The sequence below is a fragment of the Micromonospora sp. NBC_00821 genome (assembly GCF_036347035.1).
GTDB lineage: Bacteria > Actinomycetota > Actinomycetes > Mycobacteriales > Micromonosporaceae > Micromonospora > Micromonospora hortensis.
The window spans coordinates 2,861,710-2,878,444 of record NZ_CP108880.1; the positions used below are offsets into that span (position 1 = coordinate 2,861,710).

Annotated in this window: 14 protein-coding genes; all 14 read left to right on the forward strand. The window is 72.4% G+C overall.

Going from position 1 to position 16,735, the window contains the following annotated elements; translation table 11 throughout:
* Positions 1-76: 76 nt before the first annotated feature.
* The 14 genes from pyrR (at position 77) to OHB44_RS13065 (ending at position 16,681) form a co-directional block, all read left to right on the forward strand.
* Positions 77-661, forward strand: coding sequence for a bifunctional pyr operon transcriptional regulator/uracil phosphoribosyltransferase PyrR (gene pyrR, locus OHB44_RS13000; RefSeq protein WP_266302996.1), 585 nt, complete (start codon positions 77-79; stop codon positions 659-661).
* Positions 658-1,584: an aspartate carbamoyltransferase catalytic subunit gene (locus tag OHB44_RS13005; RefSeq protein WP_238686211.1), complete on the forward strand. Its 927-nt coding sequence runs from the start codon at positions 658-660 to the stop codon at positions 1,582-1,584. Before pyrR ends, OHB44_RS13005 begins: the two co-directional genes overlap by 4 nt.
* On the forward strand, positions 1,581-2,858 hold the full coding sequence (locus OHB44_RS13010) for a dihydroorotase (protein WP_238686210.1): 1,278 nt from the start codon (positions 1,581-1,583) through the stop codon (positions 2,856-2,858). The genes OHB44_RS13005 and OHB44_RS13010 overlap by 4 nt, the downstream gene beginning before the upstream one ends.
* A complete protein-coding gene (carA, locus tag OHB44_RS13015; RefSeq protein WP_238686209.1) occupies positions 2,858-4,021 on the forward strand; it encodes a glutamine-hydrolyzing carbamoyl-phosphate synthase small subunit in 1,164 nt (387 codons plus the stop codon). The genes OHB44_RS13010 and carA overlap by 1 nt, the downstream gene beginning before the upstream one ends.
* On the forward strand, positions 4,014-7,361 hold the full coding sequence (carB, locus tag OHB44_RS13020) for a carbamoyl-phosphate synthase large subunit (protein ID WP_238686208.1): 3,348 nt from the start codon (positions 4,014-4,016) through the stop codon (positions 7,359-7,361). Before carA ends, carB begins: the two co-directional genes overlap by 8 nt.
* Positions 7,358-8,404: a quinone-dependent dihydroorotate dehydrogenase gene (locus tag OHB44_RS13025; RefSeq protein WP_238686207.1), complete on the forward strand. Its 1,047-nt coding sequence runs from the start codon at positions 7,358-7,360 to the stop codon at positions 8,402-8,404. The genes carB and OHB44_RS13025 overlap by 4 nt, the downstream gene beginning before the upstream one ends.
* 235 nt (positions 8,405-8,639) lie before the next feature.
* Positions 8,640-9,914 (forward strand): adenosylmethionine--8-amino-7-oxononanoate transaminase, encoded by a 1,275-nt coding sequence (locus OHB44_RS13030; RefSeq protein WP_330440869.1) that lies wholly within the window; start codon positions 8,640-8,642, stop codon positions 9,912-9,914.
* Positions 9,915-9,987: 73 nt separating this feature from the next.
* Positions 9,988-10,824, forward strand: a complete 837-nt coding sequence (gene pyrF / locus OHB44_RS13035) for an orotidine-5'-phosphate decarboxylase (protein ID WP_091401910.1) — start codon at positions 9,988-9,990, stop codon at positions 10,822-10,824.
* 178 nt (positions 10,825-11,002) lie between these two features.
* Entirely contained in the window at positions 11,003-11,320 is a 318-nt protein-coding gene (mihF, locus tag OHB44_RS13040; protein ID WP_030335662.1) for an integration host factor, actinobacterial type, read from the forward strand.
* Positions 11,321-11,345: 25 nt separating this feature from the next.
* The gene (locus tag OHB44_RS13045) at positions 11,346-11,879 is read left to right on the forward strand and encodes a guanylate kinase (RefSeq protein ID WP_238686205.1); all 534 of its coding nucleotides are present in this window, start codon (positions 11,346-11,348) and stop codon (positions 11,877-11,879) included.
* 64 nt (positions 11,880-11,943) lie between these two features.
* Positions 11,944-12,207 (forward strand): DNA-directed RNA polymerase subunit omega, encoded by a 264-nt coding sequence (rpoZ, locus tag OHB44_RS13050; RefSeq protein ID WP_030335666.1) that lies wholly within the window; start codon positions 11,944-11,946, stop codon positions 12,205-12,207.
* Positions 12,208-12,221: 14 nt separating this feature from the next.
* A complete protein-coding gene (gene coaBC / locus OHB44_RS13055) occupies positions 12,222-13,430 on the forward strand; it encodes a bifunctional phosphopantothenoylcysteine decarboxylase/phosphopantothenate--cysteine ligase CoaBC (protein ID WP_238686204.1) in 1,209 nt (402 codons plus the stop codon).
* 87 nt (positions 13,431-13,517) lie between these two features.
* The gene (metK, locus tag OHB44_RS13060) at positions 13,518-14,711 is read left to right on the forward strand and encodes a methionine adenosyltransferase (protein ID WP_091401916.1); all 1,194 of its coding nucleotides are present in this window, start codon (positions 13,518-13,520) and stop codon (positions 14,709-14,711) included.
* Between the two features lie 59 nt (positions 14,712-14,770).
* Entirely contained in the window at positions 14,771-16,681 is a 1,911-nt protein-coding gene (locus OHB44_RS13065) for a primosomal protein N' (protein WP_330440870.1), read from the forward strand.
* The last annotated feature ends 54 nt before the right edge of the window (positions 16,682-16,735 follow it).

Here is a 16,735-nt window from a genome sequence, read left to right on the forward strand (position 1 = left end):
TCTGCTGAGCGGTCCGGCCGGAGGTGCCCGACATCCTTTAACGACCCGTCCCGTGAGGCGGGGAAGGAGGTCCGCCGTGGCATACCCACCGGCTGCCCGCTCGTCACCACCGCAACAACCCTCGGTGAAGGTGATCCTCGCCAGCGCCGACGTGCAACGCGTGGTCGACCGCATCGCCCACCAGATCCTGGAGAAGACCCAGGGCGCCGCCAACACGGTGCTGCTCGGGATTCCCACCCGGGGCACCCCCCTCGCCCGGCGGCTCGCGGACCGGATCAGCACCTTCGAGGACGTCGCCGTTCCGGTCGGTGTGCTCGACATCACCCTGTACCGCGACGACCTCCGTCGGCACGCCACCCGCGCGGTGGGTCCGACCGAGCTTCCCGCCGACGGGATCGACGGCAAACGGGTCATCCTGGTCGACGACGTGCTCTTCTCCGGTCGCACCGTCCGGGCCGCGCTCGACGCGCTCAACGACGTGGGCCGCCCGGCCTCGGTGCAGCTCGCCGTGCTGGTCGACCGGGGCCACCGGGAGTTGCCGATCCGCGCCGACTACGTCGGCAAGAACATCCCGACCTCGCTCGCCGAGAGCGTCAAGGTGACGCTCGCCGAGATCGACGGGACGGACGAGGTCAAGCTCTACGGGGGAACTGCCTCATGATCAAACACTTGCTCTCCGGCGGGGACCTGGACGCCGACACCGCCACCGAGATCCTGGACACCGCCGCCGAGATGGCCACCGTCGCCGGCCGGGAGATCAAGAAGCTTCCCGCGCTGCGCGGACGGACGGTGGTGAACCTCTTCTACGAGGACTCCACGCGTACCCGGATCTCGTTCGAGGCGGCGGCGAAGCGACTCAGCGCCGACGTGATCAACTTTTCCGCGAAGGGGTCCAGCGTCACCAAGGGTGAGAGCCTGAAGGACACCGCGTTGACCCTGCAGGCCATGGGCGCGGACGCCGTCGTCATCCGACACCCCGCCTCCGGCGCGCCGCACCGCCTGGCCAACTGGGTGGACGGGTCGGTCGTCAACGCCGGCGACGGCACCCACGAGCACCCCACCCAGGCGCTGCTGGACGCGTACACCATGCGGGCCCGGCTGGGCCGGCTCGCCGGCCTGTCTGTCGCTGTGGTCGGGGACGTGCTGCACTCCCGGGTGGCCCGCTCCAACGTGCTGCTGCTCTCCACCCTCGGCGCCAAGGTCACCCTGGTCGGCCCGCCGACCCTCATCCCGGTCGACATCGCGGGCGCCCTCGCGCCCGGCACCGACGTCTCCTACGACCTCGACGCCGTCCTGCCGAACGTGGACGTGGTGATGATGCTGCGGGTGCAGCGGGAGCGGATGAACGACTCCTACTTCCCCTCCGCGCGCGAGTACGCCCGCCGCTACGGCCTGGACGGGCCGCGGATGCGTCGGCTGCCCGAGCACGCGATCGTCATGCACCCCGGCCCGATGAACCGGGGGATGGAGATCACCCCCGAGGTCGCCGACTCACCCCGCTCCACCATCGTCGAACAGGTCACCAACGGGGTTTCCGTGCGGATGGCTGTCCTTTACCTGCTGCTCGGAGGGAACAACCGGTGACCGCGTACCTGATCACCAGCGTGAGTGTCGTCGGCGCCGCGCCGACCGACCTGCTGATCCGCGACGGCGTGATCGCCGAGGTCGGTCCCGGCCTGACCGCGCCGGACGCCACAGTCGTCGACGGCACCGGCCTGGTCGCCCTGCCCGGCCTCGTCGACCTGCACACCCACCTGCGCGAGCCCGGCCGGGAGGACGCCGAGACCGTCGAGTCCGGTTCCCGGGCGGCGGCGCTGGGCGGCTACACGGCGGTCTGCGCGATGGCCAACACCTCCCCGGTGGCGGACACCGCCGGCGTTGTCGAGCAGGTCTGGCGGCTCGGCCGCGAGGCCGGCCTGGTCGACGTGCAGCCGATCGGCGCGGTCACCGTCGGGCTGGCCGGCGAGCGGCTGGCCGAACTGGGCGCGATGGCCGACTCGGCGGCCCGGGTGCGGATCTTCTCCGACGACGGGCACTGCGTCGCCGACCCGAAGTTGATGCGCCGAGCCCTGGAGTACGTCAAGGCGTTCGACGGGATCATCGCCCAGCACGCCGAGGAGCCCCGGCTCACCGAGGGCGCCCAGATGCACGAGGGCGAGGTCTCCACCCGGCTCGGCCTGATCGGCTGGCCGGCGGTCGCCGAGGAGGCGATCATCGCCCGCGACGTGCTGCTCGCCGAGCACGTGGGCAGCCGACTGCACGTCTGCCACGTCTCCACCGCCGGCAGCGTCGAGGTGCTGCGCCAGGCAAAGGCACGTGGGGTACGCGTGACCGCCGAGGTGACCCCGCACCACCTGCTGCTCACCGACGAACGGGCGGAAACCTACGACCCGGTCTACAAGGTGAACCCGCCGCTGCGTACCGCCGCGGACATCGCCGCGCTGCGTGCCGCCCTCGCCGACGGGGTGATCGACGTGATCGCCACCGACCACGCCCCGCACGCGGTGGAGGACAAGGAGTGCGAGTGGGCGTACGCCCGACCGGGGATGCTCGGTCTGGAGACGGCCCTCTCCATCGCGCTGGACGTGCTCGGCCCCGAGTGGGACCTGATCGCCGAGCGGATGTCGCGCACCCCCGCACGGATCGCCGGCCTCACCGGGCACGGCGTCGACCCCGCGCCGGGTGTCCCGGCCAACCTGACCCTGATCGACCCGGCCGTCCGCCGCACCATCGAGCCGACGGAGCTGGCCAGTCGCAGTCGCAACACCCCGTACGCCCGCATGACGCTGCCAGGTCGCATCGTGGCGACCTTCCTGCGCGGCGAGCCGACGGTCCTGGACGGAAAGGCTGTCAAGTAATGGTCAAGCGCAGACCCGCAATCCTGGTGCTGGAGGACGGGCGCACGTTCCCCGGCGAGGCGTACGGCAGCGTCGGAGAGACCTTCGGCGAGGCGGTCTTCAACACCGGCATGACCGGTTACCAGGAGACCCTCACCGACCCGTCGTACCACCGTCAGGTGGTGGTGCAGACCGCGCCGCACATCGGCAACACCGGCGTCAACGGCGAGGACGACGAGTCCGGTCGGATCTGGGTGGCCGGCTACGTCGTGCGCGACCCGGCCCGGATCGGCTCGAACTGGCGGGCCACCGGTGGTCTCGAGGACCGCCTCGCCACCGAGGGTGTGGTGGGAATCAGCGGGGTGGACACCCGGGCGCTGACCCGGCACCTGCGCGAGCGGGGCGCCATGCGGGTGGGTATCTCCAGCATCGACAACGACCCGCAGAGCCTGCTGGCCCGGGTCCGCCAGGCGCCGCAGATGGTCGGCGCGGACCTGTCCTCCGAGGTGAGCACCGCCGAACCGTACGTCGTCGAGGCCCTGGGCGAGCACCGGTTCACAGTGGCCGCGCTGGACCTGGGCATCAAGCGCAACGTGCCGCGTCGGCTGGCCACCCGCGGGGTGACCACCCACGTGCTGCCGGCGTCGTCGAGCATCGACCAGATGCTCGCCACCGGCGCCGACGCGATCTTCCTGTCGCCCGGCCCGGGCGATCCGGCTACCGCCGACGCCCCGGTGGAGCTGGCCCGCGAGGCGCTGCGGCGGCAGGTGCCCCTGTTCGGCATCTGCTTCGGCAGCCAGATCCTCGGTCGGGCGCTCGGCTTCGGCACCTACAAGCTGGGCTACGGCCACCGGGGGATCAACCAGCCGGTGCTCGACCGGGTCACCGGCAAGGTCGAGGTGACCAGCCACAACCATGGCTTCGCCGTGCAGGTCCCCGGCTCGGGCAACGGCGCTGTCGTCCCCGACCAGGTGATCGACACCGACTTCGGGGGCGTACGGGTGTCGCACGTCTGCCTCAATGACAACGTGGTCGAGGGGCTGCGGGCGGTGGACCTGCCCGCGTTCACCGTCCAGTACCACCCGGAGGCGGCGGCCGGTCCGCACGACGCGGACTACCTCTTCGACCGATTCGCCGACTTGATCGAAGGCCGGACCCACAGCAAGGGGCGCAGCAATGCCTAAGCGGACCGATCTCAAGCACATCCTCGTGATCGGCTCCGGGCCGATCGTCATCGGGCAGGCCTGCGAGTTCGACTACTCCGGCACCCAGGCGTGCCGGGTGCTGCGCAGCGAGGGGATCCGGGTCAGCCTGGTCAACTCCAACCCGGCGACGATCATGACGGACCCGGAGTTCGCCGACGCGACCTACGTCGAGCCGATCACCCCGGAGTTCGTGGAGCTGGTCATCGCCAAGGAGCGCCCGGACGCGATCCTGGCGACCCTCGGCGGGCAGACCGCGCTGAACACTGCCGTCGCCCTGCACGAGGCCGGCGTGCTGGAGAAGTACGGCGTGGAGCTGATCGGCGCGAACATCGACGCCATCAACCGCGGCGAGGACCGGCAGCTGTTCAAGGAGATCGTGGCGAAGGCCGGCGTACGCCTCGGTGTCGACGACCCGACCGGGCTGGTGCCCCGCTCGCGGGTCTGCCACTCGATGGACGAGGTCGAGGCGACAGTCGCCGAGCTGGGCCTGCCGGTGGTGATCCGGCCGTCGTTCACGATGGGTGGCCTGGGCTCCGGCATGGCGCACACCCCCGAGGACCTGGCCCGTATCGCCGGCGACGGCCTGTCGGCCAGCCCGGTGCACGAGGTGCTCATCGAGGAGAGCGTGCTCGGCTGGAAGGAGTACGAGCTCGAGCTGATGCGCGACCGGCACGACAACGTGGTGGTGGTCTGCTCGATCGAGAACATCGACCCGATGGGTGTGCACACCGGCGACAGCGTCACTGTGGCCCCGGCCATGACGCTCACCGACCGGGAGTACCAGCGCCTGCGTGACCTGGGCATCGCCGTGCTGCGCGAGGTCGGGGTGGACACCGGCGGCTGCAACATCCAGTTCGCGGTCAACCCGGTCGACGGCCGGATCGTCGTGATCGAGATGAACCCCCGGGTGTCGCGGTCCTCGGCGCTGGCGTCCAAGGCGACCGGCTTCCCGATCGCGAAGATCGCCGCGAAGCTGGCCATCGGCTACACCCTCGACGAGATCCCCAACGACATCACCCTGAAGACCCCGGCGGCGTTCGAGCCGACCCTCGACTACGTGGTGGTGAAGATCCCCCGGTTCGCGTTCGAGAAGTTCCCCGGCGCGGACCCGGAGCTGACCACCACTATGAAGTCGGTGGGTGAGGCGATGAGCCTCGGGCGCAACTTCACCGAGGCGCTGAACAAGGCGATGCGCTCGATGGAAACGAAGTCGGCCGGTTTCTGGAGTGTGCCGGACCCGGCGGGCGTCACCCTGGCCGACACTCTCGCGGCGCTGCGGATCCCGCACGACGGTCGGCTGTACACGGTGGAGCGGGCGCTGCGGCTCGGGGCGTCGATCGCCGAGGTGGCCGAGGCGTCCGGCGGGATCGACCCGTGGTTCCTGGACCAGATCGCCGCGCTGATCGAGCTACGCGCCGAGATCGTCGACGCGCCGGTGCTCGACGCCGACCTGCTGCGTCGTGCCAAGCGGGCCGGTCTGTCCGACCGACAGCTCGCCGCGCTGCGTCCGGAGTTGGCCGCCGAGGACGGCGTACGGACCCTGCGCCACCGCCTGGACGTGCGCCCGGTCTACAAGACAGTGGACACCTGCGCGGCCGAGTTCGAGGCGACCACGCCGTACCACTACTCGACGTACGACCTGGAGACCGAGGTCGTGCCGTCGGACCGGCCGAAGGTGCTGATCCTGGGCTCCGGCCCGAACCGGATCGGGCAGGGCATCGAGTTCGACTACTCCTGCGTGCACGCCGTGCAGGCGTTGCGGTCGGCCGGTTACGAGACCGTGATGGTCAACTGCAACCCGGAGACGGTCTCCACCGACTACGACACCGCCGACCGGCTCTACTTCGAGCCGTTGACCTTCGAGGACGTCCTGGAGGTCTGGCACGCCGAGGACTCGTCCGGTCGGGCGGCCGGCGGTCCGGGTGTGGTCGGGGTGGTCGTCCAGCTCGGCGGGCAGACCCCGCTGGGGCTGGCGCAGCGGCTGAAGAACGCCGGCGTGCCGATCGTCGGCACCTCCCCGGAGTCGATCCACCTGGCCGAGGAGCGCGGCGCGTTCGGCGCGGTGCTGGCCCGCGCCGGACTGCGCGCGCCGGCGCACGGCATGGCCACCTCGTACGACGAGGCCAAGACGATCGCCGACGAGATCGGCTACCCGGTGCTGGTCCGACCGTCGTACGTGCTGGGCGGGCGGGGCATGGAGATCGTCTACGACGACCCGACGCTGCGCGACTACATCGGCCGGGCCACCGACATCTCCGGCGACCACCCGGTGCTGGTGGACCGGTTCCTCGACGACGCCATCGAGATCGACGTGGACGCGCTGTGCGACGCCGACGGCGAGGTCTACATCGGCGGCGTGATGGAGCACATCGAGGAGGCGGGCATCCACTCCGGCGACTCGTCCTGCGCGCTCCCGCCGATCACCCTGGCGGGCTCGCACCTGGTCGAGGTCCGCCGCTACACCGAGGCCATCGCGCGTGGCGTCGGGGTCCGTGGCCTGCTCAACGTGCAGTACGCCCTCAAGGACGACGTGCTCTACGTGCTGGAGGCCAACCCGCGCGCGTCGCGGACCGTCCCGTTCGTCTCCAAGGCCACGGCGGTGCCGCTGGCCAAGGCGGCGGCCCGGATCGCGCTTGGAGCGAGCATCGCCGAGCTGCGCGCCGAGGGCCTGCTGCCGGCGACGGGGGACGGGGGCACGATGCCCGCCGACGCGCCGGTCGCGGTCAAGGAGGCGGTGCTGCCGTTCAAGCGTTTCCGGACCCGCGCGGGCAAGGGGATCGACTCGCTGCTCGGGCCGGAGATGAAGTCGACCGGCGAGGTGATGGGCATCGACACCAACTTCGGGCATGCCTTCGCCAAGAGCCAGTCGGCCGCGTACGGGTCGCTGCCGACCGCCGGGAAGATCTTCGTCTCGGTGGCCAACCGGGACAAGCGCGGCATGATCTTCCCGATCAAGCGGCTGGCCGATCTGGGCTTCGAGATCGTCGCCACCGCCGGCACGGCCGAGGTGCTGCGCCGGCACGGCATCGCCTGTGAGCAGATCCGTAAGCACTACCAGGCCGGTGCGGGCGACGACGCGGTGTCGCTGATCGGCGGCGGCCACGTGGCGCTGGTGATCAACACGCCGCAGGGCTCGGGTGCCAGCGCCCGCTCCGACGGCTACGAGATCCGCAGCGCCGCGGTCACCGCGGACATCCCCTGCATCACCACGGTCCCCGGCGCCGCCGCGGCGGTGATGGGCATCGAGGCGCGGATCCGCGGCGACATGCAGGTACGCCCTCTGCAGGACCTGCACGCCATCCTGCGGGCGGCCCAGTGACAGTGTTCGAGCAGGCGGTACGGCCGTTGTTGTTCCGGCTCGGGGGCGGGGACGCCGAGGCGGCGCACGAGTGGACGCTGCGGCGGTTGGCGGCCCTGTCGCGGCGGCCGGCCGCGCTCGCCGCGCTGCGGGCCCGCTACGCGGTCGACGCGCCGCGCACCGTGTTCGGGGTGCGGTTTCCCAACCCGGTCGGGTTGGCCGCCGGTATGGACAAGGACGGCGCGGCGCTGCCGGCCTGGCCGGCGCTCGGCTTCGGTTTCGTGGAGGTCGGCACCGTCACCGCGCACGCCCAGCCGGGCAACCCCCGGCCGCGGCTGTTCCGGCTGCCGGCCAGCGAGGCGGTGGTCAACCGGATGGGCTTCAACAACGCCGGGGCCGCCGCGCTGGCCGCCCGGTTGGCGGCGCTGCCGCGCCCGCTCGGGGTGCCGCTGGGCATCTCGCTGGGCAAGTCCAAGGTGACCCCGCTGGACGAGGCGGTCGAGGACTACCTCGCCTCGTACCGGGCGTTGCGCGGGCACGGCGACTACTTCGCGGTGAACGTGTCCTCACCGAACACCCCGGGTCTGCGGTCGTTGCAGGACCGTGCCCACCTGGACGCGCTGCTCGGCGCGCTGGTGGGGGAGAAGCCGGTGCTGGTCAAGATCGCACCGGACCTGACCGAGGCGGCGATCGCCGAGCTGCTGGAGGTCTGCCTGGCCCGGGGCGCCGCCGGGGTGATCGCCACCAACACCACCCTGTCCCGGGACGGCCTCGCGGGCGTCGACGTCGAGCGCGGCGGGCAGGCCGGCGGCCTCTCCGGTCGGCCGCTCACCGGGCGGGCCCGCGACGTGGTCGCCTTCGTCCACTCCGAGACCGGCGGGCGGCTGCCGATCGTCGGCGTCGGCGGGGTACTGGATCCGGACGACGCGGCGCGGATGTTCGATGCCGGCGCCGCCCTGGTGCAGCTCTACACCGGCTTCATCTACCGGGGACCGGCCCTGGTCCGCGCCGCCGCCCGCGCGGCGGCCGCAACGGCGGCACCGGACCCCGTCGCCGGCCGGTGACCGCCCTCGGCCCGGTGCCGGCCCGGCGCGACCTGGTGCCGAGCCCGCTCCGCGTCGAGGAGCACACGCCCGTTGTTGCCCCTTTGCTCTGCACCCGCGGGTGCACCACCCGGTGCGCGACACCCGGCCACCGGGTGTCGCGTCCGCGGGTGCAGAGCAAAGGCGACGGCGGAGAGGTTCGACCCGGCCGCAGGACGTCCGCCGTCCGGACCGCTTGAGGCGCAGAGGAGTACGCGTGACACCCGAGGAGATCCTGGCCGCTGACCGGGCGCACGTCTGGCACCCGTACGCCGCGCTGCCGCCGGCCAACTCGCCGTACGTGGTGCGCGGCGCCGAGGGGGTACGGCTCACCCTGGCCGACGGGCGGGAGCTGGTGGACGGGATGTCGTCCTGGTGGGCGGCGATTCACGGGTACCGGCACCCGGTGCTGGACGCGGCGGTGACCGACCAGCTCGGCCGGATGAGCCACGTGATGTTCGGCGGGCTCACCCACGAGCCGGCGGTGCGGCTGGCCCGGACCCTTGTCGAGCTGACCCCGGATGGCCTGGAGCACGTGTTCCTGGCCGACTCCGGCTCGGTCAGCGTCGAGGTGGCGGTGAAGATGTGCCTGCAGTACCAGCGGGCCGTCGGGCGCCCCCAGCGGCGCCGGTTGGCGACCTGGCGGGGTGGCTACCACGGCGACACGTTCCACCCGATGAGCGTCTGCGACCCGGAGGGCGGGATGCACCACCTGTGGGGCGACGTGCTGCCCCGGCAGGTGTTCGCCCCGGTGCCGCCGGGCGGCTTCACCGATCCGCCCGACGACGCGTACGTGGCGGCGTTGGTGGAGACCGTCGAGCGGCACGCCGACGAGTTGGCCGCCGTGATCGTCGAGCCCGTCGTCCAGGGCGCCGGCGGGATGCGCTTCCACCACCCGGGTTACCTGCGGGTGCTGCGCGAGGTGACCCGCGCGCACGGAATCCTGCTGATCTTCGACGAGATCGCCACCGGGTTCGGCCGTACCGGCGAGATGTTCGCCGCCGAGCACGCCGGGGTGACGCCGGACGTGCTCTGTGTGGGCAAGGCGTTGACCGGCGGGTACCTGACCCTCGCGGCGACAGTGTGCACCGCGGAGGTCGCCCGGGGCATCTCGGCGACCGGCGTGCTGGCGCACGGGCCCACGTTCATGGGCAACCCGTTGGCCTGCGCGGTGGCGAACGCCTCCATCGGGCTTCTGCGGGCCGGAGACTGGGCCGGCCAGGTCGCCAGGGTCGGCGCGGGCCTGCGCGCCGGTCTGGAGCCCCTGCGCGGCACACCGGGCGTGGCCGACGTACGGGTCCTCGGCGCGATCGGTGTGGTCCAGCTCGATCACGAGGTCGACCTCGGCGCCGCGACCGCTGCCGCTGTCGCCCAGGGGGTGTGGCTGCGTCCGTTCCGCGACCTGATCTACACGATGCCGCCGTACGTCACCGACGACGTCGACCTGGCCCGGATCGCGGCCGGGGTGGCGGCGGCGGTGTCTGCGGGCTGAGTCGGCCCGGCCACCGGGTCGACGGGTTACCCGGGCGGGTCGGCCGCCCGGACGAGAAGAGGGGAACACTCCGATGGAGAGCTTCGGTACCCGGCTGCACCGGGCGATCACCGAGCGGGGCCCACTCTGTGTGGGCATCGACCCGCATCCCGGTCTGCTGGCTCAGTGGGGCCTCCCGGACGACGTTCAGGGGCTCGACCGGTTCAGCCGGACCGTGGTGGAGGCCCTCGGTGACCGGGTTGCGGTAGTCAAGCCTCAGTCGGCCTTTTTCGAGCGGTTCGGGTCCCGAGGTGTGGCGATTCTTGAGTCAACTATCCGACAGTTACGAGATGCTGGCTCGCTCGTGCTGCTCGACGTCAAGCGCGGCGACATCGGCTCGACGGTGAGCGCGTACGCCGCCGCGTACCTTGATCCATCCAGCCCTGTGTATGTCGACGCGGTCACCGCGAGCCCTTACCTCGGGGTCGGTTCGCTGGCGCCGATGTTCGAGCTGGCCGCCGAGCACGGCGGCGGGGTGTTCGTGCTGGCCCTCACCTCCAACCCCGAGGGTGCGGCCGTCCAGCGGGCCGTCACGGCCGACGGCCGCACCGTGGCGCAAACCGTGATCGACGAGATTTCCCAGCTCAACAGGGGTGCGTCACCGCTCGGGAGCTTCGGTCTGGTGGTCGGCGCGACCATCGGTGACACCGGTCACGACCTCTCCGGTGTGGGCGGCCCACTGCTCGCTCCGGGGCTCGGCGCGCAGGGTGCCGGCGCCGCCGATCTGCGTACCGTCTTCGGTTCCAGCCTCGCCTCGGTGCTCCCGTCGTACTCCCGGGAAGTGCTCTCGGCAGGCCCTGATGTGGCCGCGCTGCGGGCCGCCGCGGACCGCGTGTTGGTCGACTGCCGGGCCGTCCTGCCTGCCCGGTGACTGACTGACGGGTCGGTCACTCTACGGTGATCATGCGGCCCCCACGTTGCCGAAAGCTCCGTTGGCCGCTAGTTTTCCCCGCGCTGGGAACCATGGACCCCTTGGTTCACAGCGACACCACGTTTCACAGATGCGGCGGTGCGCCCCGCCCGCCGCGATAGGGACCTGAGGAGAACTGGTGCCGCTCCCGTCACTGACCCCCGAACAACGCGCTGCCGCGCTCGAGAAGGCCGCGGAGATCCGCAAGGCCCGTGCTCAGCTGAAGGAGCAGCTCAAGCAGGGCAAGACCACCCTCGGTGCCGTCCTCGAGCGGGCCGAGAGCGACGACGTCGTTGGCAAGCTCAAGGTGTCGGCCGTCCTGCAGGCCATGCCGGGCATCGGCAAGATCCGGGCTACCCAGATCATGGAGAAGCTCAAGATCGCCGACAGCCGTCGCCTGCGTGGCCTCGGCGAGCAGCAGCGCAAGGCACTGCTTGGAGAGTTCGCCGCCAACTAAACCTGGCAGCGTGTAGAAACAAGCAGTGAGCACGGATGACGAGGCGCGCCCGGCGACTCGGCTCACTGTCCTGGCTGGACCTTCGGGTTCCGGCAGGGAGAGTGTCGTCGAGCTCGTCCGGGCGCGTTCTCCGTCCGTGTGGATCCCGGTCGCGGCGACCACCAGGCCGCGCCGGGAGTCGGAGATCGACGGGGTGGACCGCGTCTTCCTCGCCCCCGCCGAGTTCGATCGACGGATCGTCGACGGCGAGCTGCTGGAGTGGTCCCGGATCGGATCGCACCGCCGGGGCACCCCGTACCCGCCGCTGCGCGCCCGGCTCGACGCCGGGCAGCCGGTGCTGCTCCCGCTCGATCTGCGCGGCGTCCCACTGGTCCGGGCGCGCCTGCCTGATGCCCGGCTGGTGTTGCTGAGCCCACCCGGGTACGCGCCCGACGCCACGGTGGCAGCCACCGTCGAGCACGCGCTGGCCCACGACCACACCGAACGGGTGGTCGAGGAGCTGGTAGGCTTACTCGGTTCTTCTTATCCGGATCCGACCTGGTCGCGCCTGCGTGGCTGACGGTCGGCCGCCGTTGAGACTCAGCACCGCGTCCGCGCGGCTCGAAAGACGCAGAGGTTAATTCGTGGGATCCATCGCCAACCCCGAAGGCATCACCAACCCGCCGATCGACGAGCTCCTCGAGAAGACGACGTCGAAGTACGCGCTGGTCATCTTCGCCGCCAAGCGCGCGCGCCAGGTCAACGCCTACTACAGCCAGCTCGGTGAGGGTCTGCTGGAGTACGTCGGCCCGCTCGTCGAGACCACCCCGCAGGAGAAGCCCCTCTCCATCGCCATGCGCGAGATCAACTCGGGCCTGCTCACCGCCGAGCCGACCGACCAGCCGTAAGCCCCCGCTGGCCGATGTCCGCCTCGATCGTCCTCGGGGTCGGTGGCGGCATCGCCGCCTACAAGGCGTGCGAGCTGCTGCGACTCTTCACCGAATCGGGTCACCGGGTTCGGGTCGTGCCAACCGCGTCGGCGCTCCGCTTCGTTGGAGCGCCGACCTGGGCCGCGCTCTCCGGTCAACCGGTCGCCGACGACGTCTGGACCGACGTCCACGAGGTGCCGCACGTCCGCCTCGGTAAGCAGGCCGACCTGGTGGTGGTCGCGCCGACCACCACCGACCTGCTCGCCAAGGCCGCCCACGGCCTCGCCGACGACCTGCTGACCAACACACTGCTGACCGCCCGCTGCCCGGTCCTGCTGGCCCCGGCCATGCACACCGAGATGTGGGAGCACCCGGCCACCGTGGCCAACGTCGCCACGTTGCGCTCCCGGGGGGTCCGGGTCATCGAGCCCGCCGTCGGCCGGCTCACGGGCGCCGACACCGGCAAGGGTCGGCTGCCCGACCCGGCGGAGATCTTCGCCGTCGCCGGTCGGCTCCTGGCCCGCGGCGACTCCGCCCCCGCCGACCTGGCCGGTCGCCGGGTGGTCGTCACGGCCGGCGGCACCCGCGAGCCCCTCGACCCGGTGCGTTTCCTGGGCAACCGCTCGTCGGGCAAGCAGGGGTACGCGTTCGCCCGCGCGGCGGTCGCGCGGGGTGCCCGGGTCACGGTGATCTCGGCAAACGTCGGCCTCGCCGACCCGGCCGGGGTCGACCTGATCCGGGTGGGCACCACCGCCGAGTTGCGGGAGGCGACAGTCAAGGCCGCCGTCGAGGCCGACGCGGTGGTGATGGCGGCGGCTCCGGCCGATTTCCGGCCCGCGACGTACGCGACTGGCAAAATCAAGAAGTCGGACGACGGTGTCGCACCCACCATCGAGCTCGTCACGAACCCGGACATCGCGGCGGAGCTCGGCCAGCGCAAGAGACCAGGGCAGGTGCTGGTGGTGTTCGCTGCCGAGACCGGCGATGCCGAGGCCAACGGCCGGGCGAAACTCGCCCGGAAGCGGGCCGACCTGATCGTGGTCAACGAGGTCGGTCCAAACCTGGTCTTCGGTGCCGACACCAACACGGTGACGGTCATCGGCGCGGACGGCTCGGTCAGTCGGCTGCCCGAGCAGGCCAAGGAAGCCGTGGCCGACGCCGTGTGGGATCTCGTCGTGGCGCGGCTGCCTGGCCGCTCCTGACGGGTGGAACAGGGCGCGACCGATCCCGACACCGGCCGCAGTGGTGATTAGACTGCCGCGGAACGACCTCATACGCTTAGGAGTGCCGTGACACGCCGTCTCTTCACGTCCGAATCGGTCACGGAAGGCCACCCGGACAAGATCGCTGACCAGATCAGCGATGGCATCCTCGACGCGCTGCTGACCGAGGATCCCCACAGCCGTGTGGCAGTGGAGACCATGATCACCACCGGTCAGGTGCACATCGCCGGCGAGGTGACCACCAAGGCGTACGCCGACATCCCGACGATCGTCCGCCGGACCATCCTCGACATCGGTTACGACTCGTCGAAGAAGGGCTTCGACGGCGCCTCCTGCGGGGTCAGCGTCTCCATCGGCGCGCAGTCCGAGGACATCGCGCAGGGTGTGGACAACGCCTTCGAGCTGCGCACCGGGGCGTCGGAGAGCGCGCTGGACGCGCAGGGCGCCGGCGACCAGGGCATGATGTTCGGCTTCGCCTGCTCGGAGACGCCCGAGCTGATGCCGCTGCCGATCGCGCTCGCGCACCGGTTGGCCCGTCGCCTCTCGGCGGTGCGCAAGGACGGCACGATCCCGTACCTGCGGCCGGACGGCAAGACCCAGGTCACCATCGAGTACGAGGGGCTGCGCCCGGTCCGGCTGAACACCGTTGTGGTGTCCAGCCAGCACGCCGCCGACATCTCGTTGGACTCGCTGCTCACTCCGGACGTGCGCGACCACGTGATCGCCCCGGAGCTGGAGAGCCTCGGCCTGGACACCGACGGCTACCGCCTGCTGGTCAACCCGACCGGCCGGTTCGAGATCGGCGGCCCGATGGGCGACGCCGGGCTGACCGGCCGCAAGATCATTGTTGACACCTACGGCGGGTACGCCCGCCACGGTGGCGGCGCGTTCTCCGGCAAGGACCCGTCGAAGGTGGACCGCTCGGCCGCGTACGCGATGCGCTGGGTTGCCAAGAACGTGGTCGCCGCCGGCCTGGCCGAGCGGTGCGAGGCGCAGGTCGCCTACGCCATCGGCAAGGCGCACCCGGTGAGCCTGTTCATCGAGACGTTCGGCACCGAGACCGTGCCCGTCTCCTCGATCGAGAAGGCCGTCACCGAGGTGTTCGACCTGCGTCCGGCCGCGATCATCCGGGACCTCAATCTGCTCCGCCCGATCTACCAGCAGACCGCCGCGTACGGCCACTTCGGCCGGGAGCTGCCGGACCTGACCTGGGAGAGCACCGACCGGGCCGCCGACCTCAAGTCGGCCGCGGGAGCCTGACCGCCACCAAGCGCAGCGACCGGCGACCCGCGGACGGGTCGCCGGTCGCGCGCGTCTGCGTGGACGTTCCACTGGCGCACCTGGACCGGCCGTTCGACTACCTGGTGCCGGCCGAGCTGGACGAGGTGGCGGTGCCCGGTACCCGGGTGAAGGTGCGCTTCGCCGGGCAACTCGTCGACGGGTGGTTGCTGTCGCGCGCCGACGACTCCGGGCACACCGGCCGCCTCGCGTACCTGGAGAAGGTGGTCTCCCCGGAGCCGGTGCTGGCCCCCGAGGTCGCCCGGCTCGCCCGGGCGGTCGCCGACCGGTACGCGGGCAGCCTCGCCGACGTGCTCCGGCTCGCCGTGCCACCGCGGCACGCGCGGGTGGAGCAGGAGCCCCACGACGAGCCGCCCGCCCCGGCGGCCCCCACCGGGGCGGTCGATCCGCGCGGGTGGCGCGACTACCCGACCGGTCCGGCGCTGCTGCGGGCGCTCGCCGACGGCCGGGCGCCCCGCGCGGTCTGGTCGGCGCTGCCCGGTGAGGACTGGGCGGCCCGTTACGCCGACGCGGTGGCGGCCACCGTCGCCAGTGGTCGCGGCGCGGTGGTCGTGGTGCCCGACGCGCGTGACCTCGACCGCCTCGACGCGGCGCTCACCGGCGTGCTCGGCCCGGGGCGGCACGTCAGCCTCTCCGCCGCGCTCGGCCCGGCCCGGCGGTACCGGGCGTTCCTCGCTGCTCGCCGTGACCAGGTGCCGGTGGTGATCGGCACCCGGGCGGCCATGTTCGCCCCGGTGGCCCGGCTCGGCCTCGTCGCCGTCTGGGACGACGGTGACGACCTGCACTCCGAGCCCCGGGCGCCCTACCCGCACGCCCGCGACGTGCTGCTCACCCGCGCCCACCTCGCCGAGGCCGGCGCGCTGGTCGGCGGGTACGCGCGCACGGCCGAGGCGCAGCTGCTGGTGGAGACGGGCTGGGCCCCGGAGGTGGTCGCCGACCGAGCCACGGTGCGGGCGCGGATCCCGGCCATCGCGCCGACCGGGGACGACCCGCAACTGGCCCGCGACCCCGGGGCCGCCACCGCCCGGCTGCCCAGCCTGGCCTGGACGGCTGCCCGCGACGCGCTCCGCCAGGACCTGCCGGTGCTGGTGCAGGTGCCCCGTCGCGGTTACCTCCCGTCGATCTCCTGCGCCGAGTGCCGCACGCCGGCCCGCTGCGCGCACTGCGCCGGCCCGCTCGCGCTGCCCTCGGCCGGGGGCACCCCGGCCTGCCGGTGGTGCGCCCGGGTGGCTGCCGCGTACGCCTGCCCGGAGTGCGGTGGGCGGCGGCTGCGGGCCGCGGTGACCGGCGCCCGGCGGACCGCCGAGGAGCTGGGCCGGGCGTTCCCCGACGTGCCGGTGCGCACCTCGGGGCGCGAGGAGGTGCTGACCGACGTGCCCGGCGGCGCGGCCCTGGTGGTGGCCACCCCGGGCGCCGAGCCGGTCGCCGAGGGCGGTTACGGCGCGGTGCTGCTGCTCGACTCGTGGGCCCTGCTGACCCGGGCCGACCTGCGCGCCGGCGAGGAGGCGCTGCGCCGCTGGCTGGCGGCGGCGGCGCTGGCCCGCCCGGCGCCGGCCGGCCGGGTGGTGGTGGTCGCCGACGGCGCGCTCGCCCCCGTGCAGGCGCTGCTGCGCTGGGACGCCGGCTGGTTCGCCGGTCGGGAGCTGGCCGAGCGCCGTGAGCTGGGCTTCCCTCCGGCCGTGCGGATGGCGAGCGTCACCGGGGCGGCCGAGGCGGTGGCGGACCTGCTGGCGGCGGCCCGGCTGCCGGACGACGCCGAGGTGCTCGGGCCGGTGCCGGCCGAGGAGGGCCGAGAGCGGATGTTGGTCCGGGTGCCCCGGGCCCGGGCCGCCGCGCTCGCCGAGGCGTTGCACTCGGCCGCTGGCGTCCGGGCCGCTCGCAAGGCGGCCGATCCGGTTCGTCTCCAGGTCGATCCGCTGAGCCTGTTCTGAGGCGTTTCGGCCGGTGCCGACGGTCACGGTCCTCGCCTGCTGCCAGGGGCCCTC